Source organism: Dactylosporangium siamense, from assembly GCF_016862795.1.
Lineage (GTDB): Bacteria > Actinomycetota > Actinomycetes > Mycobacteriales > Micromonosporaceae > Dactylosporangium > Dactylosporangium siamense.
The window spans coordinates 110,043-129,259 of record NZ_BONQ01000021.1; the positions used below are offsets into that span (position 1 = coordinate 110,043).

The 19,217-nt window shown below is 72.9% G+C and carries 19 protein-coding genes; 16 read left to right on the forward strand and 3 right to left on the reverse strand.

Features of this window, described 5'->3' with window-relative positions; genetic code table 11:
• Window positions 1-265: 265 nt before the first annotated feature.
• The 10 genes from Dsi01nite_RS06530 to tsaE all read left to right on the forward strand — a co-directional run bounded on the left by Dsi01nite_RS06530 (window position 266) and on the right by tsaE (window position 10,186).
• Complete coding sequence (locus Dsi01nite_RS06530; protein ID WP_203845111.1) at window positions 266-958, forward strand: hypothetical protein; 693 nt, start codon at window positions 266-268, stop codon at window positions 956-958.
• 119 nt (window positions 959-1,077) lie between these two features.
• Window positions 1,078-2,427, forward strand: a complete 1,350-nt coding sequence (locus Dsi01nite_RS06535; protein WP_203845112.1) for a nitrate/nitrite transporter — start codon at window positions 1,078-1,080, stop codon at window positions 2,425-2,427.
• A 159-nt stretch (window positions 2,428-2,586) separates the two neighbouring features.
• Window positions 2,587-3,030, forward strand: a complete 444-nt coding sequence (rplM, locus tag Dsi01nite_RS06540; protein ID WP_203845113.1) for a 50S ribosomal protein L13 — start codon at window positions 2,587-2,589, stop codon at window positions 3,028-3,030.
• A 20-nt stretch (window positions 3,031-3,050) separates the two neighbouring features.
• Window positions 3,051-3,581, forward strand: a complete 531-nt coding sequence (gene rpsI / locus Dsi01nite_RS06545) for a 30S ribosomal protein S9 (protein ID WP_373318735.1) — start codon at window positions 3,051-3,053, stop codon at window positions 3,579-3,581.
• A gap of 83 nt (window positions 3,582-3,664) precedes the next feature.
• Window positions 3,665-5,008 carry a phosphoglucosamine mutase gene (gene glmM / locus Dsi01nite_RS06550; protein ID WP_203845114.1) on the forward strand — a complete coding sequence of 448 codons (1,344 nt, stop codon included), beginning with the start codon at window positions 3,665-3,667 and terminating at the stop codon, window positions 5,006-5,008.
• A gap of 90 nt (window positions 5,009-5,098) precedes the next feature.
• A complete protein-coding gene (locus Dsi01nite_RS06555) occupies window positions 5,099-5,857 on the forward strand; it encodes an SDR family oxidoreductase (protein WP_203845115.1) in 759 nt (252 codons plus the stop codon).
• Window positions 5,858-5,942: 85 nt separating this feature from the next.
• The gene (locus Dsi01nite_RS06560) at window positions 5,943-7,376 is read left to right on the forward strand and encodes an NAD(P)H-hydrate dehydratase (RefSeq protein ID WP_203845116.1); all 1,434 of its coding nucleotides are present in this window, start codon (window positions 5,943-5,945) and stop codon (window positions 7,374-7,376) included.
• A 97-nt stretch (window positions 7,377-7,473) separates the two neighbouring features.
• On the forward strand, window positions 7,474-8,589 hold the full coding sequence (gene alr, locus Dsi01nite_RS06565; protein ID WP_203845117.1) for an alanine racemase: 1,116 nt from the start codon (window positions 7,474-7,476) through the stop codon (window positions 8,587-8,589).
• A complete protein-coding gene (locus Dsi01nite_RS06570; RefSeq protein ID WP_203845118.1) occupies window positions 8,586-9,677 on the forward strand; it encodes an alpha/beta fold hydrolase in 1,092 nt (363 codons plus the stop codon). The genes alr and Dsi01nite_RS06570 overlap by 4 nt, the downstream gene beginning before the upstream one ends.
• A gap of 11 nt (window positions 9,678-9,688) precedes the next feature.
• Complete coding sequence (gene tsaE / locus Dsi01nite_RS06575) at window positions 9,689-10,186, forward strand: tRNA (adenosine(37)-N6)-threonylcarbamoyltransferase complex ATPase subunit type 1 TsaE (protein ID WP_203845119.1); 498 nt, start codon at window positions 9,689-9,691, stop codon at window positions 10,184-10,186.
• On the opposite strand, the gene Dsi01nite_RS06580 is transcribed toward tsaE, so the two are convergent.
• On the reverse strand, window positions 10,151-12,220 hold the full coding sequence (locus tag Dsi01nite_RS06580) for an Hsp70 family protein (RefSeq protein WP_203845120.1): 2,070 nt from the start codon (window positions 12,218-12,220) through the stop codon (window positions 10,151-10,153). The genes tsaE and Dsi01nite_RS06580 overlap by 36 nt on opposite strands.
• 125 nt (window positions 12,221-12,345) lie before the next feature.
• Here Dsi01nite_RS06580 and tsaB point away from each other — a divergent pair, with 125 nt between their 5' ends.
• From tsaB to Dsi01nite_RS06610, 6 genes are all read left to right on the forward strand, one after another.
• Window positions 12,346-13,020, forward strand: a complete 675-nt coding sequence (tsaB, locus tag Dsi01nite_RS06585) for a tRNA (adenosine(37)-N6)-threonylcarbamoyltransferase complex dimerization subunit type 1 TsaB (RefSeq protein WP_203845121.1) — start codon at window positions 12,346-12,348, stop codon at window positions 13,018-13,020.
• On the forward strand, window positions 13,017-13,460 hold the full coding sequence (gene rimI, locus Dsi01nite_RS06590; RefSeq protein ID WP_203845122.1) for a ribosomal protein S18-alanine N-acetyltransferase: 444 nt from the start codon (window positions 13,017-13,019) through the stop codon (window positions 13,458-13,460). Before tsaB ends, rimI begins: the two co-directional genes overlap by 4 nt.
• Window positions 13,450-14,493: a tRNA (adenosine(37)-N6)-threonylcarbamoyltransferase complex transferase subunit TsaD gene (gene tsaD / locus Dsi01nite_RS06595; RefSeq protein ID WP_203845123.1), complete on the forward strand. Its 1,044-nt coding sequence runs from the start codon at window positions 13,450-13,452 to the stop codon at window positions 14,491-14,493. The genes rimI and tsaD overlap by 11 nt, the downstream gene beginning before the upstream one ends.
• A gap of 84 nt (window positions 14,494-14,577) precedes the next feature.
• Window positions 14,578-14,835 carry a hypothetical protein gene (locus tag Dsi01nite_RS06600; protein ID WP_203845156.1) on the forward strand — a complete coding sequence of 86 codons (258 nt, stop codon included), beginning with the start codon at window positions 14,578-14,580 and terminating at the stop codon, window positions 14,833-14,835.
• Window positions 14,836-14,902: 67 nt separating this feature from the next.
• Window positions 14,903-16,594, forward strand: a complete 1,692-nt coding sequence (locus Dsi01nite_RS06605; RefSeq protein ID WP_203845124.1) for an ABC transporter transmembrane domain-containing protein — start codon at window positions 14,903-14,905, stop codon at window positions 16,592-16,594.
• Window positions 16,594-18,342, forward strand: coding sequence for an ABC transporter ATP-binding protein (locus tag Dsi01nite_RS06610; protein ID WP_203845125.1), 1,749 nt, complete (start codon window positions 16,594-16,596; stop codon window positions 18,340-18,342). Before Dsi01nite_RS06605 ends, Dsi01nite_RS06610 begins: the two co-directional genes overlap by 1 nt.
• Before the next feature lie 62 nt (window positions 18,343-18,404).
• Here Dsi01nite_RS06610 and Dsi01nite_RS06615 read toward each other — a convergent pair whose 3' ends face one another.
• Both Dsi01nite_RS06615 and ybaK read right to left on the reverse strand, forming a co-directional pair.
• Window positions 18,405-18,728: a DUF1707 SHOCT-like domain-containing protein gene (locus Dsi01nite_RS06615; protein WP_203845126.1), complete on the reverse strand. Its 324-nt coding sequence runs from the start codon at window positions 18,726-18,728 to the stop codon at window positions 18,405-18,407.
• Window positions 18,729-18,730: 2 nt separating this feature from the next.
• Window positions 18,731-19,210 carry a Cys-tRNA(Pro) deacylase gene (gene ybaK, locus Dsi01nite_RS06620; protein ID WP_203845127.1) on the reverse strand — a complete coding sequence of 160 codons (480 nt, stop codon included), beginning with the start codon at window positions 19,208-19,210 and terminating at the stop codon, window positions 18,731-18,733.
• Window positions 19,211-19,217 lie beyond the last annotated feature (7 nt).

Genomic DNA, 19,217 nt, shown 5'->3' on the forward strand with positions numbered 1-19,217 from the left:
GCGAGCTGGGGATGGCGACCGCTTCGGACATGGCCAAAAGGCTGCCGCCGGGCGGTTTCGCTCCAGCGTCCCGAATGTTTCGCGCCTGCTAAGAGCGCCTCACACGACCCTTGAACAGGAAGTTACCGCCGGCACCACCGAAGGCGTCGATGAAGGTCGATGTGGCACGGTCCGGTGAAAGGCGTGCCAGATCGTCCCACGGTAGGGTTCGGCGATCTGCTCGTGGGGGTAGACAGAAACGGACCCCGATATGAGGAGGAACCAGATGCGCTCGACCGCCAAGGTCACCATCGTGGCCATAACGGCGCTCGGCATCGGGCTCGCCGGCTGCAGCAACGGCTCCGGCACACCCGGCACCGCCAGCAGCGGCAAGACGTCGGCCGGCGCCTCGGGGGCGGCCTCGTCCGGCGCCCCCGCGCCCGGCACCACCGAGACCGGCTCCGCCGCGTCCTGCCTGGTCGGCACCTGGAAGGCGACTGGCCTCTCCGGCAAGCTCAGCGGCCCGGTAACGGGCACCTTCACCGGTGGCGGCGGCACCCTGCTGACCGTCGACTCGGCCGGCAAGACCCAGGTCGACTTCGGCCCGATGCAGCCGGTCACGTTCGCCTTCAGCGTCGCCGGCGGCGACGTCAAGGGCAGTTTCAGCTACGGCGGCAAGGTCAACGGCACCATCAAGTCGGCCACCACCCCGGCCGGCACCTGGGAGCCCCAGGGCGCCGTCGACTTCAGCACCCTCACCGTCACCGTCGACCTGACCAGCCCCGCCGCGGTCCGGGTCGCCGACAAGACCTCGATCGCCGAGTTCGCCGGCACCGGCACCGCCGACACCGGCGGCGCGGTGGACGCCCAGCCCGTCCTCAAGAAGAGCAGCTACGACTGCTCCGGCGGCACCACCCTGAAGCTCGGCCCGCCGCAGGGCGGCCCGGACACCGGCACCTGGACCTTCACCAAGGCATAGGGCTTCACCTCATGGCGGGCGGTTCTCACAATCGCGGAACCGCCGCCGTGGGGGAAACGTTGCGGCCAGGATAAGAACGGTGCGCGCGATGGAAACCCGGCATCCATACGGTCCCCACCATGACTCTCGCCGTGGAAACCGTCGAGCCGGGCGGGCAGCCCCCGCGCCCCCGACGCGGTCGCTGGATCACCGACTGGCGACCTGAGGACCGCACCTTCTGGGATGAGGCCGGCGCGAAGATCGCCCGGCGCAACCTCATCGTCTCCATCCTGTCGGAGCACATCGGCTTCTCGATCTGGAGCCTCTGGTCGGTCTTCGTCCTGTTCCTCGGCCCGAAGTACGGTTTCGACCCGGCCCAGAAGTTCCTGCTCACCAGCGCGCCCACGCTCGTCGGCGCGGTGCTGCGCCTGCCCTACACCTTCGCCGTCGCCACCTTCGGCGGCCGCAACTGGACCATCTTCAGCGCCCTGATGCTGCTGGTCCCGAGCATCCTCGCCGGCATCATCCTCGAGCCCGGCGTCTCGTTCACCACCCTGCTGCTCGTGGCCTCGGTCGCCGGCGTCGGCGGCGGCAACTTCGCCTCCTCGATGGCCAACATCAATGCCTTCTACCCGCAGCGGCTCAAGGGCTGGGCCCTCGGCATCAACGCCGGCGGCGGCAACATCGGCGTCCCCGCCGTGCAGCTCGTCGGCCTGCTCGTCCTGGCGACCGCCGGCGCGAGCCACCCGCGCCTGATCATCCTGATCTACCTGCCGCTGATCGTCATCGCGGCCGCCCTCGCGGCGATCTACATGGACAATCTCACGCACGCCGCGAACGACCGGCACGCCATGCGTGACGTGATCAAGGACCGGCACGCCTGGATCATGTCGCTGCTGTACATCGGCACCTTCGGCTCGTTCATCGGCTTCGGCTTCGCGTTCGGCCAGGTGCTGCTGGTGCAGTTCAAGTCGGACTTCGACACCCCGGTCAAGGCGGCGTACCTGACGTTCCTCGGCCCCCTGCTCGGCTCGCTCATCCGGCCGGTCGGCGGCGCGCTCGCTGACCGGTTCGGCGGCGCGAAAATCACCTTCTGGAACTTCGTCGGCATGGCGCTCGGCGCGACCCTGGTCCTCGTCGCGTCCCGGCAGCACTCCCTGCCGCTGTTCCTGACCGGCTTCATCGCCCTGTTCGTCTTCAGCGGCATCGGCAACGGCTCGACCTACAAGATGATCCCGGCGATCTTCCGCGCCAAGTATCCCGCCGACGAGAACCAGTCCCGGCGGCTCGCCACGGCGCTCATCGGGGTGGCCGGAGCGGTCGGCGCGGCCGGTGGCGTCCTGGTCAACCTCGCCTTCCGGCAGTCGTTCCTCGCGTACAAGACCGGCGACGGCGCATACATCGCCTTCCTCGCCTTCTACGCCGTCTGCTTCGCCGTCACCTGGTTCGTCTACCTGCGCGATTCACCCCGCAAACTCGAAGGGGTCTGAGGCCGTTTTGACCGCACAACAGCGGCCCGGTATCGTGGACCGCTGTTGTGCGATGACAAGGCGTCCCCACCGTTCGGGTACGCTAGGTGGTCGTGCGCCCCTTAGCGCCGCCATGAGAGCGCACCCCAGAACCGACGACGTGGAAGACAAGGTAGACCTGTGGGTACGTACAGCCCGAAGCCGGGTGAAATCGAGCGCGTGTGGCACGTCATCGACGCGTCGGACGTCGTGCTCGGCCGTCTGGCCACGCACGCCGCGACGTTGCTGCGCGGTAAGCACAAGCCGACGTTCGCCCCGCACGTGGACACCGGCGACTTCGTCATCGTGATCAACGCCGGCAAGGTGGCGCTGACCGGCAACAAGCGGCAGACCAAGGTCGCCTACCGGCACTCGGGCTTCCCGGGCGGCCTCAAGGCGGTCGGCTACGAGGAGCTGCTGACCAAGAACCCGGAGCGGGCGATCGAGCTGGCCGTCAAGGGCATGCTCCCGCACAACCGCCTCGGTGCCCGGCAGATCCGGAAGCTGAAGGTCTACGCGGGCGCCGAGCACCCGCACGCCGCGCAGCTGCCCCAGCCGTTCGAGATCAAGCAGATCGCGCAGTGAGCGCGGACGAAGGACTGAGCGTGACCGACGAGACCGTCGAGACCATCGACACCGAGGCCGCCGCCGTTGAGCCGGCCGCCGTTGCTGTCGCCACCGTCGAGACCCCCGCGCCCACCGTCGAGACGACGGCCACGGCGAAGGTGCCGACCCGTTCCCGCCGTGCCGGCCAGCCGATCCAGACCGTTGGCCGCCGCAAGGAAGCCATCGTCCGGGTCCGCCTGGTCCCCGGCACCGGCAAGTTCCTCCTCAACGGCCGCGAGCTGGAGAACTACTTCCCCAGCAAGGTCCACCAGCAGTCCGTCAAGGAGCCGCTGGTCATCGTCGAGAAGGTCGACCAGTTCGACGTCTTCGCCAACCTGCGTGGCGGCGGCACCACCGGCCAGGCCGGCGGCCTGCGCCTCGCGATCGCCCGCGCGCTCATCGAGAACGACCCCGATGACCGCCCGGCGCTCAAGAAGGCCGGCTTCCTCACCCGTGACGCCCGCGCCACCGAGCGCAAGAAGTACGGTCTGAAGAAGGCCCGCAAGGCCCCGCAGTACTCGAAGCGCTAACCAAGCCTCTCGGCCGGGTGCACTCTGGAGGTGTACCCGGCCGATTTGCGTTCGCGGCCTTACAGCTCAACGGAGGTATCGCAGTGGGGCGACTCTTCGGCACCGACGGCGTCCGCGGACGCGCCAATGCCGACCTGACTCCCGAGCTGGCCATGGCGGTCGCCATCGCCGCCGCGCAGGTGCTGTTCGAGCGGGACCACTCCCACGCGCCCCTGGCCGTCGTCGGCCGCGACCCGCGGGCCAGCGGCGAGATGCTGGAGGCCGCCGTCGTGGCCGGGCTCACCAGTGCCGGGGCCAACGTGGTCCGGGTCGGTGTCCTGCCCACCCCGGCCGTCGCATACCTCACCGGCGTCCTGAACGCCGACATCGGCGTGATGCTGTCCGCCTCGCACAACCCGATGCCCGACAACGGGGTCAAGCTCTTCGCCGCCGGCGGGCACAAGCTCCCCGACGACGTCGAGGACGAGATCGAGCGCCTGATCGCCGAGGGCACCAAGAGCCGCCCCACCGGCGCCGGCGTCGGCCGCGTCACCGACCTCGCCGACGGCGAGGACCGCTACGTGCGGCACCTGCTGACCTCCCTGCCCGGCCCGCTCGTCGAGCTCAAGGTCGTCGTCGACTGTGCCAACGGCGCCGCGTCGTCCGCCGCCCCCGAGGCGTATCGCCGCGCCGGCGCGCACGTCATCGCCATCAACGCGGATCCCGACGGCCTCAACATCAACGAGGACTGTGGCTCCAACCACCTCGGCCAGCTCCGCGCCGCCGTCGTCGAGCACGGCGCCGACCTCGGCATCGCCCACGACGGCGACGCCGACCGGGTCGCCGCCGTCACCGCCGACGGCGCCGAGGTCGACGGCGACCAGATCATGGCCGTCCTCGCCCTCGCCATGCGCGACGGCGGCCTGCTCAAGGACGACACCCTCGTCGCCACCGTCATGAGCAACCTCGGCCTGAAGATCGCCATGCGCGAGGCCGGCATCCGGCTGCTCGAGACCCGCGTCGGCGACCGGTACGTCCTGGAGGAGCTCCGCGCGAAGGGCCTCGCCCTCGGCGGCGAGCAGAGCGGTCACATCATCATGCCGGCGTTCGCCACGACCGGCGACGGCGTCCTCACCGCACTGCACCTCATGGGCCGCATGACCGGCACCGGCCGTACCCTGGCGGACCTCGCTTCCGTCGTCCACCGCCTGCCGCAGGTCCTCATCAACGTCCACGTCGGCGACCGCGCCGCCGCGGCCAAGGCCGCCCAGGTCCTCGACGCCGCGAAGCAGGTCGAGGCCGAGCTCGGCGGCACCGGCCGGGTCCTGCTCCGCCCGTCGGGCACCGAGCAGCTCGTCCGGGTCATGGTCGAGGCGGCCACCCAGGAGACCGCCCGCGAGGCCGCCGAGCGGATCGCCGCCATCGTCCGCGCGGTCTCCCCGGCCTGACTCCCATGATCCGGAAGACTCCGGGCACTCCCGGGTGCACAAGGTCTTCCGGATCACGGCTCGCGGCTACCCGGTAGTAACGTGCGGCGCATGACTGACGCCCGCACCGTTCTCGTCACCGGCGCCTCCCGCGGCATCGGCAAGGCGACCGCCGTCGCCTTCGCCGCGCAGGGCTGCAACGTCGTGCTCACCTCGCGCGACCAGGACGCCCTCGACGCCGTCGCGGAGGAGATCCGCGCCGCCCACCCGTCCGCCGGGGTGCTCGCCCACGCCGCCCACGCGGCCGAGCCCGACCAGGCCGGCGCGGCCGTCGACGCCGCCATGTCCCGCTTCGGCGCGATCGACGTCCTGGTCAACAACGCCGGCACCAACCCGTACTTCGGCCCGCTCATGGACATCGACCCGGTCCGCGCCGAGAAGACCGTCCGCCTCAACCAGTTCGGCCCGGTCCTGTGGAGCCAGCTGGCCTGGAAGGCGTCGATGTCCGCCCGGGGCGGTGCGATCGTCAACGTCGCCTCCGTGGGTGGCCTGCTCACCGAGCCCGGCATCGGCTACTACAACGCCACCAAGGCCGCCGTCATCCACCTCACCCGCCAGCTCGCCGCCGAGCTCGCGCCCACGGTCCGCGTCAACGGCGTCGCCCCGGGGATCGTGCGCACCAAACTCGCCCGCGGACTGTGGGAGAACAACGAGCAGTACCTCAACGACAACCTGCCCCTCGGCCGCATCGGCGAGCCCGACGACATCGCCGACGTGATCACCTTCCTCGGCGGCCCCGCGTCCCGCTGGATGACCGGCCAGACCCTCGTCATCGACGGCGGTGCCCAGATCCGTTCATCCCTGGCCTGACGCCTCCCGTCGCCCGCCCGCGCCGCCGGTATGACAGGGTTACCTCTGATCGTGTCAGCCGGCATCGCAGCATGAGGAGCCGACCATGAGAGCCGCATGGCGAGTGGCGCAGGTCCGTGCGGCCGAAGAGGCCCTGATGAAGCAGCTGCCCGGCGGCACGCTCATGCAGCGGGCCGCCGGCGGTCTCGCCAGGCGCTGTGCGCAGACGCTGCCCAAGGTGTATGGCAGCCGCATCCTGCTCCTCGTCGGCCCCGGCAACAACGGCGGCGACGCGCTCTACGCCGGTGCGCTGCTGGCCCGGCGCGGCGCACACGTCGAGGCGCTGGTGCTGGACGCCGAACGGGTCCACCGGGGCGGTGCCGCCGCCCTGCACGCCGCCGGCGGGGCCCTGACCAGGACCGTCCCGGACCGGATCGACCTGGTCGTGGACGGCATCCTCGGCATCGGCGGCCGGGGCGGGCTGCGCGAGCCGGCCGCGAGCCGGGTCGCGGAGGTGTCCGGTTCGCTGCGCGGCGCCCCGGTGATCGCGGTCGACGTGCCCTCCGGCGTCGACGCCGACACCGGCGCCGTCACCGGGATGGCGGTCCACGCCGACATCACCGTCACGTTCGGCGTGCTGAAGCCCGGCCTGCTCGTCGGTGCCGGCGCCGTGCACAGCGGACTCGTCGAGGTGGTCGACATCGGCCTGGAGCCGCACCTCGACGGCCGCCCCGCCTGCTACGTGCCCGACATCGCCGACGTCGCCGCCTGGTGGCCGCGGCCCGTCGCCAACGACAACAAGTACTCCCGCGGGGTGGTGGGCGTCGCGACCGGCTCCGAGCAGTACCCGGGCGCCGCCGTCCTGTCCGTCTCCGGTGCGCTCGCCGGCCCGGCGGGCCTCGTGCGCTACGCGGGCAGCGCAGCCGACGCCGTCCGGGCCCACCACCCGCCGGTCATCGCCAGCGAGCGGGTCGCCGACGCCGGCCGCGTGCAGGCCTGGACCTGTGGCAGCGGCCTGGGCACCGACGAGCGGGCGTACGCCGAGCTGCGCACCGTCCTCGGCGCGCCCGTCCCCGCCTGCCTCGACGCCGGCGCCCTGACGCTGCTCGTCGACACCCGGATGGCCGACTGGCTCCGCGACCGCGACGCCCCGACGGTCGTCACCCCGCACGACGGGGAGTTCCAGCGGCTCGCGGGCGGCGCGCCCGGCGACGACCGGGTGGCCGCGGCCGTGCACCTGGCCGACCGGATGGACTCGGTCGTGCTGCTCAAGGGCGACCGGACGATCATCGCCACCCCCGACGGCCGGGTGTTCGTCAACCCGACCGGGACCCCGGCGCTGGCGACCGGGGGCACCGGTGACGTCCTCGCCGGGCTGCTCGGCTCGCTCCTCGCGGCGGGCCTGCCGGCGGAGCACGCCGCCGCGGCGGCCGCGTTCGTGCACGGCCTGGCGGGCCGGCTCGCCGCCGCGCGGGGCCCGGTCACCGCCGCCGACGTCGCCGCCCACCTCGCCGAGGCCGTGGCAAGCCTCCGCCGCTGACCCTCCGCATGATCCGGACGTCGGGCCCGGGGTCTTCGCGGATCATGCGAAGACGGGCCCGGGCCCGGCAGTGGGGGCACCGCTTAGGCTTAGGTGCATGTGGCAGGCTCAGGTCCGGATCGACCTCGACGCGATCCGGCACAACGTGGCGACCCTCCGCGGGCTGCTGCGACCCGGGACCGCCCTGATGAGCGTGGTCAAGGCCGACGCGTATGGCCACGGCCTGCTTCCCGTCGCCACCGCCGCCGTGCAGGCCGGTGCGACCTGGCTCGGCGCCGCCACGCTCGACGAGGCGCTGACCCTGCGCGAGCACGGCATCACCGTGAGAATCCTGTCCTGGCTGCACAGCCCCGGTCGCCCGCTGCACGAGGCGATCACCGCCGGCGTGGACCTGTCCGCGTCGTCGTCGGACGCCCTGGACGAGATCGCGGCCGCGGCCCGGCAGGCGCACCGCCCCGCGGCCGTCCACCTGAAGATCGACACCGGCATGTCCCGCAACGGTGCCACCCGCGCCGACTGGCCGGCGCTGCTCACCGCCGCCGCGAAGGCCGAGGCCGACGGCGACATCGAGATCGCCGCCGTCTGGAGCCACTTCGCCTGCGCCGACGAGCCCGGCCACCCGTCGATCCTGCGGCAGCAGCTCGCGTTCGACGACGCCCTCGACGTCGCCGCCGGGCTCGGGGTCGAGCCGCCGCTGCGGCACCTGGCCAACTCCGCCGCCACGCTGACCCTCCCGGAGAGCCACTTCGACCTGGTGCGGGTCGGCCTGTCCACGTATGGTCTCGAGCCGATCCCCGGCGCCGCCCCCGACCTCCGCCCCGCGATGAGCGTCCACGCCAGGGTCGCCCTGGTGAAGGCCGTCCCAGCCGGCGAAGGCGTGTCCTACGGCCACACGTACAAAATCCTCAGGGACACGAACCTCGCGCTCGTCCCGCTCGGCTACGCCGACGGCGTCCCCCGCTCCGCGAGCAGCCGCGGCCTGGTCGAGATCGGCGGCAAGGTCCGCCGCGTGGTCGGGCGGGTCTGCATGGACCAGATCATGGTCGACTGCGGCGACGACGACGTGCGGCCGGGCGACGAGGCGGTGCTGTTCGGCCGCGGCGGGCCGACCGCAGACGACTGGGCCGCCGCCGCCGACACGATCAACTACGAGATCGTCGCGCGCATGGGCAGCAACCGGACACCGCGCGTCTACGTGGGGGAGCAGGCATGACAGGAAGCGACGTCGACATCAAGAACGGCAGCCGGCGGCGCAAGGTCGGCATCATCGGCGCGATCCTCGGCGTGGCCGCCGCCGGTGTCGCGGCCGGTGTCGCCACCGAGCGGTATCTCGTGCACCGGTCGAAGCGCGTCGACGACGTCTACGCCGACGAGGAGTTCGGCGTCTGGGACTCCGACGAGGAGCTGACCGTCACCACCGACGACGGCATCGACCTGCACGTCGAGATCGTGAACGGTCCCGACAGCGACCAGGCCGACCAGCCGACGCTGGTGTTCGTGCACGGGTTCTGCCTCGACATGGGCACGTTCCACTTCCAGCGCAAGGCCCTGGAAGGCACGCACCGCATGGTCTTCTACGACCAGCCCGGCCACGGCCGCTCCGGCAAGCTGCGCAAGGGCGAATACTCCCTGGACGCGCTCGGCGCCGGCCTCCGCGCGGTCCTGCAGGCCACCGCCCCGACCGGCCCGGTCGTCCTGATCGGCCACTCGATGGGCGGCATGACGATCATGGCCCTCGCCGAGCAGGTTCCCGAGCTGTTCGAGTCCCGGGTCGAGGCGGTCGTGCTCATCTCGACCTCCGCCGGCAAGCTCGACCAGGTCAACTTCGGCCTGCCCGAGGTGGTCGCCAAGTTCCGCCGGCCGCTGCTGCCCGTCGTCGGCATCGCCGGCCCGATCAGCTCCGGCGTCGTCGACCGGGCCCGCCGCGCCTCCACCGACCTCGCGTGGCTGCTCACCCGGCGCTACGGGTTCGGCACCGCCCGCCCCAGCCCCGCCCTGGTCTCCTACGTCGAGAAGATGAACACCACCACCTCGACCGACGTCATCGCCCGATACCTGCGGACCCTGTACACCCACGCCCGGCTGCTGGTCCTCGGCCCGCTGCGGCGGGTGCCGGTCCTGCTCGTCTGCGGCGACCGCGACGTGCTCACCCCGCTCACCCACACCCGCGAGATCGCCGCCGTCCTGCCCGAAGCCGAGCTCGTCGTGGTCCCCGACGGCGGGCACGTCGTCATGCTCGAACACGCCGACGAGGTCAACGACGCGATCGAGACGTTCCTCAAGCGGGTCCTCGCCCGGTGACACGAGACCCGGTGACACGATTGATCTCCACGCTGCCTGCCGTGGCCGACACCCACGCCTTCGGGCGCCGCCTGGCCACGGTCCTGCGCGCCGGTGACCTCGTGCTGCTCACCGGCCCGCTCGGCGCCGGGAAGACCGCCCTCGCCCAGGGCATCGGCGCCGGCCTGCGGGTCCAGGGCGCGGTCACCTCGCCGACGTTCGTGATCGCCCGCGTGCACCGGCCGGCGAGCGACGGTGGGGTCGCCATGGTGCACGTGGACGCGTACCGGCTGGGCGACGTCAAGGATCCGCTCGGCGAGATCGACGGCCTCGACCTCGACGCCACCCTCGAAGAATCGGTGACCGTGGTCGAGTGGGGCGAGGGCCTCGTCGAGCAGCTCACCGACGACCACCTCGAGCTCCGCCTGACCCGCCACGACGACGACTCGCGCACCGTCACCGCCGTGCCGCACGGCCAGGGCTGGCCGGACAGGTTACGCGGGCTGCAGGACCTCCCAGACGTCGACTGAGGTGCCCTCGTCGTCGGTGCAGCGGGCCAGCAGGTGGCGGCCCTCGTGGGAGAACGCGGTCCGGACCTGCTTGCCCGGCGACAGGTCGGCGCGGAACACCTCCGCCTCCGTCTCCAGGTCCCGGACCGAGACCGAACCGTCGAGCACCGCGGCCCGCAGCCGGCCGTCGGGCGACGCCATCTCGGTGGCGAACGCGTCCGCGCGGCTGGAGTCCGTGTAGCCGGTGAACCGCCTTGCCAGGTCCTCGCCGACGACCCGGTCGAGGCGGGCACCGGTCGCCAGGTCCCACACGGTTGCCACGTCGCGGCGATACCGGCCGACGCTCGCCGCGCCCTCGCCGGTGGCGACGAGCCGCCACTCGCCCTCGTTGACCAGCACCGCATCCGGACGGTGCGCGTCGGAGAAGCTGCTGGTCATGCGGCCCGACAGCACGTCCCAGACGCAGAAGTGGCCCTCGGCGTCCCAGGTGACCAGCGACAGCTGATGGTTGGGGCCGAGCGCGACCTGCCCGTGCTGGGGGCGGCCCGCACCGCGGCCGGGACGCAGCTCGGTGACCAGGGCGCCGCTGTCGATCGAGCGGACCTTCACGTATTCACCGGTGCGGGAGCACTCCACGAGCATCCGCCGGTCCGGCATGAGCAGCCAGTCGCCGGAGACCCGCAGGTGGTGGCGTTTCGCCAGCTGGAACCGCTCCACCGTCGGGGAGATCCGCACGTGCGCGGCCGCGGCACCGGTGACGACCATGCCGCCGATCGGGACGCGGTGCTCCAGCAGGACCCCGTCGGCGCGGCCGGCGGTGAGGTCGAAGACCCGGTCGTCGGCGGTGCGGACCTGGGCGAGCGGCGCGCCCTGCCGATACTGCTCGCCCTCCTTCACCAGCCAGCGGACCAGCCGTCCCCGCCCGCCGGGCACCGTCCAGGCGAGCGGCTCGACCCGCCACGGCGCCGGATCGGCCGGAAGCGACCGGCTCGACCGGCCGCCGGTCAGCCGGGCCGCGCCGCGCAGCACCGCCAGCTCCGGCTCCGGCGGCCGGGTCACCGGTCGGCTCAGCTCGTTGTGCAGCGTCGGCGCGGGCGTCGGCAGGTGCGCGCAGCCACCGACCAGCAGGACCGCCGCGACGTCACCCGGCACGATCCCGGCCCGCGCGATCACCGCGCGGCAGCTGGCGATGAGCCACCGGTTGGCCGGCTCCGTCAGCTGACCCAGCAGGCGCCGGTCGATGGTGTAGGCCGGAGCTCCCGGCTCGATCTGATCCGTCGCCTCCGGCGCCTCGCTCAGCCGGTGCTTGAGTTTGCGCACGATGTCGAGGGCGTGGAAACCGGCCCGGACACTGACGTCACCACCGGCCGAGAACGCGGGCTCCACCCACTCCGCCAGACTCGTGCGCAGGTCCGCGGCGAGCATCACGTCGAGGTCGCGGCCGCTGCCGGAGCTCTCCTGGCTCAACGGCACCGGCACGCCGTGCTGCATCTGGGTCAGCGTCGCGCTCCACGTCGCGCCGAGGTCACAGACCAGCAGGTAGCCGCCGTCCGGGATCTCCAGCGCCGCGAGCGGGTCGAGGACGGCGGCGGACGCGTCGTGGACGAGCTCGACGTCGGGGAAGCCGGCGACGGACGCCGCGGTGACGAGGATCTCGCGCCGCGGGTCATGGGTCCGATACGCGGCCGGCACCGTCACGACCAGCCGCCCGATCCTGCCATGCAGCCGGGTGGCCTCCTCGACGACCGCGTCCAGCGCGGCCGTGATCAGCTCCGTGCCGTTGATGAGCTGGTCACCGAGCCAGATCGGGGCGTTCGCGTCGACCGCCCGGCGCACCCCGTCGACGTAGTGCCGCGGATGCTGGTCGCGTCGCTGCTCGGCGACGGCGCCCACGGACAGCCGCGGCCGCCCCGGCGCCGGGTCCAGGCTGGCGCCCCCCGGCCACCGGACGGAGCCGGTGACGGGCTCCCGCACCAGATGCAACTGGTCGTGCACGACGACAGCGGCGGACATGGCCCAGGAACCCATGTCCACAACCAGGACCGGCTCGGTCATCGGCTCTCCTGACGCGCCCCGCGTAGATGTCGGCCGATGCTAGGCCCGGCTCGTTGCGAACCGGTTAACGGATCGCGGATGCGACCGCGGACATGCGTCACAGGCCGGTCGGTAGAGTTGGCGCCGTGCTGGTGATGGTGGTGGACTCCTCGACGCCCGCGGTGACGGCCGCGCTCGTCCGCGTCGAGGACCCCGAGCTGCCAGGCGCCGGGGATCCGCAGGTCACCGTCCTTGCCGAGCGGGTCACCGTCGACGGCAGGGCGCACGGCGAGCTGCTCGCGCCGCAGATCCAGGCCGTCCTCGCCGAAGGCGGTGCGGCCCCGGGCGACCTGGCCGCCGTCGTGGCCGGCACCGGACCCGGCCCGTTCACCGGCCTGCGGGCCGGCATGGTCACCGCCGCCGCGCTCGGCCACGCCCTCGACATCCCCGTCTACGGGGTCTGCTCCCTCGACGGCATCGGTCACGGGCAGCCCGGCCGGCTCCTCGTCGCCACCGACGCCCGCCGCAAAGAGGTCTACTGGGCGGTGTATTCCGGCGGCGTCCGCGTCGACGGGCCCGCGGTCGACAAACCCGCCGCCGTCAGCGTCGAGGTGGACGCGGCCGCCGGTGACGGCGCCGACAGATACGCCGAGGTGTTCGGGCTGCCGTTGCTGCCGCCGCGGTACCCCTCCGCGCGCGCCCTCGCCGCCCTCGCCGCCGACCGGGTCCGGGCCAAGGCCCCCGGCGAGACCCTGACCCCCCGCTACCTGCGCCGCCCCGACGCGGTCGCCCCCGGCGAGCGGAAGCCGGCACTGCCGTGACGGTCGAGCTGGCCGACCTGCGCTGGTTCCACATCGACGCGCTGCTCCCGATCGAGGACGAACTCTTCGGCGAGGAGCGCTGGTCCGCCGGCATGTTCTGGAACGAGCTGGCCAGCGGCCACCACTATCTCGTGGCGCTCGACGGCGAGCGGGTCGTCGGTTACGCCGGGCTCGCCCTGGCCCCGCCCGACGAGGCCTGGATCCAGAACGTCGGCGTCCGCAAGGACGCGCAGCGACGCGGGATCGGCCGGCGGCTCCTGGAGGCGCTGCTCGCCGAGGCCGCCCGGCACGGCGCGCGGCAGGTGCTGCTCGAGGTCGCCGTCGACAACCTGCCCGCCCAGAAGCTCTACGCCGGCTACGGATTCGAAGGCATCGGCGTCCGCAAGGGCTACTACCAGCCGAGCAACACGGATGCACTGGTGATGATGCGTGAAGACTGAGCCGCTGGTCCTCGGGATCGAGACCTCCTGCGACGAGACGGGGGTCGGCGTCGTGCGCGGCCACACCCTGCTCGCCGACGAGGTCGCCTCCAGCGTCGAGGAGCATGCCCGCTTCGGTGGGGTCGTGCCCGAGGTGGCCAGCCGCGCCCACTTCGAGGCGATGGTCCCGACCGTCCAGCGGGCCCTCGACACCGCCGGGATCACCCTCGCCGACGTCGACGCCATCGCCGTCACCGCCGGCCCCGGGCTCGCCGGTGCGCTGCTCGTCGGGGTCGCCGCGGCCAAGGCGTACGCGCTCGCCGCCGGCAAACCCATCTACGGCGTCAACCACCTCGCCGCGCACGTCGCCGTCGACACCCTCGAACACGGGCCGCTGCCGGAACCCGCGATCGCCCTGCTGGTCTCCGGCGGCCACTCCTCCCTGCTGCAGGTCGACGACCTGGCCGGCCGGGTCGAGCCGCTCGGCGCCACCATCGACGACGCCGCCGGCGAGGCGTTCGACAAGGTCGCCCGGCTGCTCGGGCTGCCGTTCCCGGGCGGGCCGCCGATCGACCGCGCCGCCCGCGACGGGCAGATCGTCATCCCGTTCCCGCGCGGGCTCAGCGCCGCCCGGGATCTCGTCGAGCACCGCTTCGACTTCTCGTTCTCCGGGCTCAAGACCGCCGTCGCCCGCTGGGTCGAGGCCCGGCAGCGCGCCGGCGAGCCCGTCCCCGTCAACGACGTCGCCGCCAGCTTCCAGGAGGCCGTCTGCGACGTCCTCACCAACAAGGCCGTCGACGCGTGTCTCGACCGCGGCGTCCGCACCCTCGTCATCGGCGGCGGGGTCGCGGCCAACTCCCGGATCCGGGCCCTCGCCCAGGAACGCTGCGACAAGCACGGCATCACGCTGCGCGTCCCGCGGCCCAAGCTGTGCACCGACAACGGTGCCATGGTCGCCGCGCTCGGCGCCCACCTCGTCGCCGCCGGCGCCGCCCCCGGCGCACTCGGCCTGCCCACGGACTCGGCGATGCCGATCACTGTGGTCACGGCGTGACCGGAGCGGAGCGGAGGGAGCGCCGTGACGGCTTTTGAGGCTGGGGAAGGCAGCGTGAGCGGCATGGGAGTAGAGTCCAGCGCCGTGATCGTGCGCATGTGGGAGGTCCGGGCCCATCCCGAGGCGTTCGACGAACTGCTGTCCTGGGTGTGTGAGGCGATGCTGCCCAAGGTGGAGGTCCACCCGCTGCACATCTCCAGCGAGGTGTACTCGTCCACCGACCACCGGCTCGTCGTCATCTCCAAGTGGCGGGGCAGCACCCCCGAGGAGTTCAGCGACCCGCCGTCCCACCTCGTCTCCCGCCGCCCCCAGGCCTGGGACTTCACCGAGGTCGACCGCTGAGATCCTGCCCACCGGCTGGGAAAATGTAAGGCGCCGGGACGGGCCGCCGGGTTACCGTCGGCGGGCCATGAAACGGTTGCCGCTCGACGATCCCGGTGAACCCGACAGCAGAACCGCCGGCAGGTATCTGCTGTGGGTGCTGCGCAGCCAGCTCCCGACGATCCTTCCCGGCATCGCCCTCGGCATCGTCTGGATGGTCAGCCAGGCCCTCGTCCCGGCCGCCCTCGGTGCCGGCGTCGACGCCCTCACCGCGCACGACCGGACCGCCCTGCTCGGCGCCGGCGGCGCCCTCCTCGGCCTCGGCATCATCACCGCGATCAGCGGCATCATGCGGCACCGGTTCGCCGTCACCAACTTCCTCGGCGCCGGCTTCCGCACCGTGCAGGTCACCGCCCGGCACGCGACCCACCTCGGGGCGACCCTGCCGAAGAAGGTGGCCGCCGGCGAGGTCGTCAGCATCGGCACCACCGACTTCGACCACGTCGGCTACTCGATGGACGTCAGCGCCCGCACCGGCGGTGCCGTCGTCGCGATCATCGTCGTCGCCGTGCTGCTGCTCGACGTGTCCGTGCCGCTCGGCCTCGTCGTCGTCATCGGCGTGCCGCTGCTCGTCGGCGTCGTCGGCCTGCTCATCAAGCCCCTCCACCAGCGCCGCCGAGCCCAGCGCGAGCTCGCCGGCGCGCTCACCGGCCGCGCCGCCGACATCGTCTCCGGCCTGCGGATCCTGCGTGGCGTCGGCGGCGAGGACGTCGTGTCCGCCCGGTACCGGACCGAGTCCCAGCAGGTGCGCGCCGCCGGCGTCCGGGTCGCCAAGGTCGAAACCCTCCTCGAAGGTGCGCAGGTGCTCCTCCCCGGCCTGTTCGTCGCCCTCGTCACCTGGCTCGGCGCCCGGTTCGCCGTCGCCGGCAAGATCACTCCGGGCGAGCTCGTTGCCTTCTACGCCTACGCCGCGTTCCTCGTCGGTCCACTGCGGACACTCACCGAGTTCGCCGAGAAGTTGACCCGCGGCCTCGTCGCCGCCGGCCGCGTCATCACCCTCCTGGGCGTCGAGCCCGAGCTGCGCGACCCGGCCGACCCGGCCGCCGCCACCGCCGGTGACCTGGCCGACCCCGGCTCGGGGTTCGTCGCCGGCAGCGGGCGCTTCACCGCGATCGCCGCCACCCGGCCCGAGGACGCCGCCGCGATCGCGGACCGGATCGGCTTGCTCGACCCGGCCTCGGAGGCGCTGCTGCTGGGCGTACCCCTGCGAACGCTGAAGATCGACGACGTCCGGTCGCACATCGTCGTGGCCGACAATGACGACCGCCTCTTCCGCGGGCGCCTGGGCGACGAGCTCGGCGCACGGCCCGCCGCCGTCCTCGCCGCCCTCGACGCCGCCGCGGCCCTCGACATCGTCGCCGCCCTCCCCGACGGCCTCGACACCGAGATCGCCGAGCGCGGTCGCGACTTCTCCGGCGGCCAGCAGCAGCGCCTGCGCCTCGCCCGCGTCCTCGCCCTCGACCCGCCGGTCCTCGTCCTGGTCGAGCCGACCAGCGCCGTCGACACGCACACCGAGGCGCTCATCGCCCGCAACCTCCCCACCGTGCGCACCGGCCGGACCACCGTCGTGTGCACCACCAGCCCGCTGCTGCTCGACCGCGCCGACACTGTCGCGTTCGTCGACGTCACCGGCCGCGTCGCGGCCAGCGGCACCCACCGTTCATTGCTGGACAGCTGCCCTGCCTACGCGGCGACCGTCACGCGGGAGGACGACGCCTGATGCTGCCCATCGCCTCCGGCGCCGAGGTCCGCGCCTACCTGCGGCGCCTGATCAGGGCCCACCCGCGGATGCTCGCCCTCGTCGTCGTCCTCCACGTCAGCGCCGCCGTCGCCGGCCTCGTCACCCCCCGCCTGCTGGGCGACCTGGTCGAGAAGACCTCCGCGGGCACGACCACCGCGACCGTCGACCGCGTCGCCCTCACCATCACCGGCGTCATCGTGGTCGTGTCGGTGCTGGTGCGCTACGCCCGGCTCGCCTCCGCCCGCCTCGGCGAGCAGGTCCTCGCGACCCTCCGCGAGGAGTTCGTCGACCGGGTCCTCGCCGTCCCACCGTCCACGGTGGAACGCGCCGGCACTGGCGACCTGCTCACCCGCGCCTCCCGCGACGTCGAAGGGACCTCCAGCACCGTCCGCTTCGCGCTGCCCGAGGTCATCGTCGGCGTCCTGCAGGTCCTGCTCACCCTCGGCGCCGTGGCGCTGCTGTCCCCGCTCCTGCTGCTGCCCGCCCTCATCGCGGTGCCGGTCCTGTGGTCCAGCTCCGTGTGGTACTTCCGCCGGGCCCCCGCCGGCTACCTCGCCTCCAGCGCCGCCTTCGCCCAGCTCACCGACGGCCTCGCGGAGACCGTCGAGGGTGCCCGCACCGTCGACGTGCTCCGCCTGCGGCGCCGGCGGGTGCGGCGCACCCAGGCGCACCTGCGCGGCGTGTACGGCACCAACATGTACACGCTGAAACTGCGCACCGTCTTCTTCCCGCTCACCGAGTTCGGCTACGTCCTGCCCGGCGTCGTCACCCTCGTGGCCGGCGGCTGGTACGTGATGGAGGGGTGGGCGACCGTCGGCCAGGTCACCGCCGCCGTCCTGTACTTCGTCGCCCTGATCGACCCGCTCGACCGGGTCCTGTCCTGGTTCGACCAGCTGCAGGTCGGCCTGGCCTCCCTGGCCCGCATCGTCGGCGTCCAGTCCGTTCCCGTGCCCGCCGCCGACGCTCCACCGGCGTTCACCGACGAACGGATCGTGGCTCGGGGCGTGCGATTCTCCTACGTCGACGGCCGCGACGTCCTGCACGGCGTCGACCTGGAGATCCGCCCCGGCGAGCGGCTCGCCGTCGTCGGCCCCTCCGGCGCGGGCAAGTCCACCCTCGGCCGGCTCCTCGCGGGCATCTACACCCCTGGCGACGGCGCGGTCACCGTCGGTGGTGTCCCTCTTGCCGACCTGCCGCTGGCCTCACTACGGCAGCACGTCGCCCTCGTCACCCAGGAACACCACGTCTTCCTCGGCACCGTCCGCGACAACCTCGTCCTGGCCCGGCCCTCGGCCTCGGTCGCGGAGCTGCGCCGGGCCCTCGCCACCGTCGACGCCCTGGACTGGGTCGACGCCCTGCCCGACGGCCTGGACACGGTGCTGGGCGAGCCGCCCCTGTCGCCGGCGCAGGCGCAGCAGCTGGCCCTCGCCCGGCTCGTCCTCGCCGACCCGCACACCCTCGTCCTGGACGAGGCGACGTCCCTCATCGACCCGCGGGCCGCCCGGCACCTCGAACGCTCCCTCGCCGGCGCCCTGGAGGGGCGCACGGTGATCGCGATCGCGCACCGGCTCTTCTCCGCCCACGACGCCGATCGGGTCGCGGTCGTGGAGGACGGCCGGATCACCGAACTCGGCAGCCACGACGAACTGGTCGCCGCCGGCGGCGCGTACGCCGCGCTCTGGCGCTCCTGGCACGGCACCGACCGCCAGCCCACCGCCTCTCCATGATCCAGAAGACCCTGGGCGCTCCTGGCTGCTCGAGGTCTTCGGGATCGTGAGGACGGAGGCGGTCAGTGGAACGCGGCGTAGACCAGGCCCAGCAGGACGGCGGCGATCAGGGCGATCGCGAACACCAGCAGCACGTGGCGGTCGTTGGCGGTCTCGCCGCCGGCCGTCGCCGCCGGGGTGGCCGGCAGCGCCGGGAGGTCGTGGGTGGCGGCACGCAGATCGTCGAGGGTCTTCGCGGCGAGGACCGTGTCGCAGCGGTCGGCGAACTCGTCCAGGGTCAGGCGGCCCAGCTGGGTGTGGTGCTGCAGCGCCTCGATGACGTGCTGGCGGTCCTCGTCCGAGGCGCGCATGGTCAGGCCGGGCCGGTGGTCGTCGGCGGCGGGCATGATCAGTGGGCCGCGATGTCGGCGAGCACGGCGCCGGTGACCTGGACGAGGTCGTCGGGGGCGAGTTCGATCTGCAGGCCGCGCCGGCCGCCCGAGACGTACATCGTGGACAGTCCGGAAGCCGACGCGTCGATGACGATGGGGAGCCGGGAGCGCTGGCCGACCGGGGAGATGCCGCCCGTCACATAGCCGGTGGCGCGTTCGGCGGCGGCCGGCTCGGCCATCGAGGCGCGTTTGCCGCCGACCGCGGCGGCCAGGGCCTTGAGGTCCAGGGACGTCGACACGGGCACCACACCGACCGTGAGCTGGCCGTCGATGGTGGTGACGAGGGTCTTGAAGAGGCGGGACGGCTCGACGCCGAGGGCCGCCGCGGCCGCCTCGCCATAGGAGGTGGCCCGGGGGTCGACCTCATAGGTGTGCGGAGTGAACGCGATCTTCTGCCGCGCCAACAGTGCGGTCGCCGGGGTGCCCTTGCTCGCCACTGGCCCA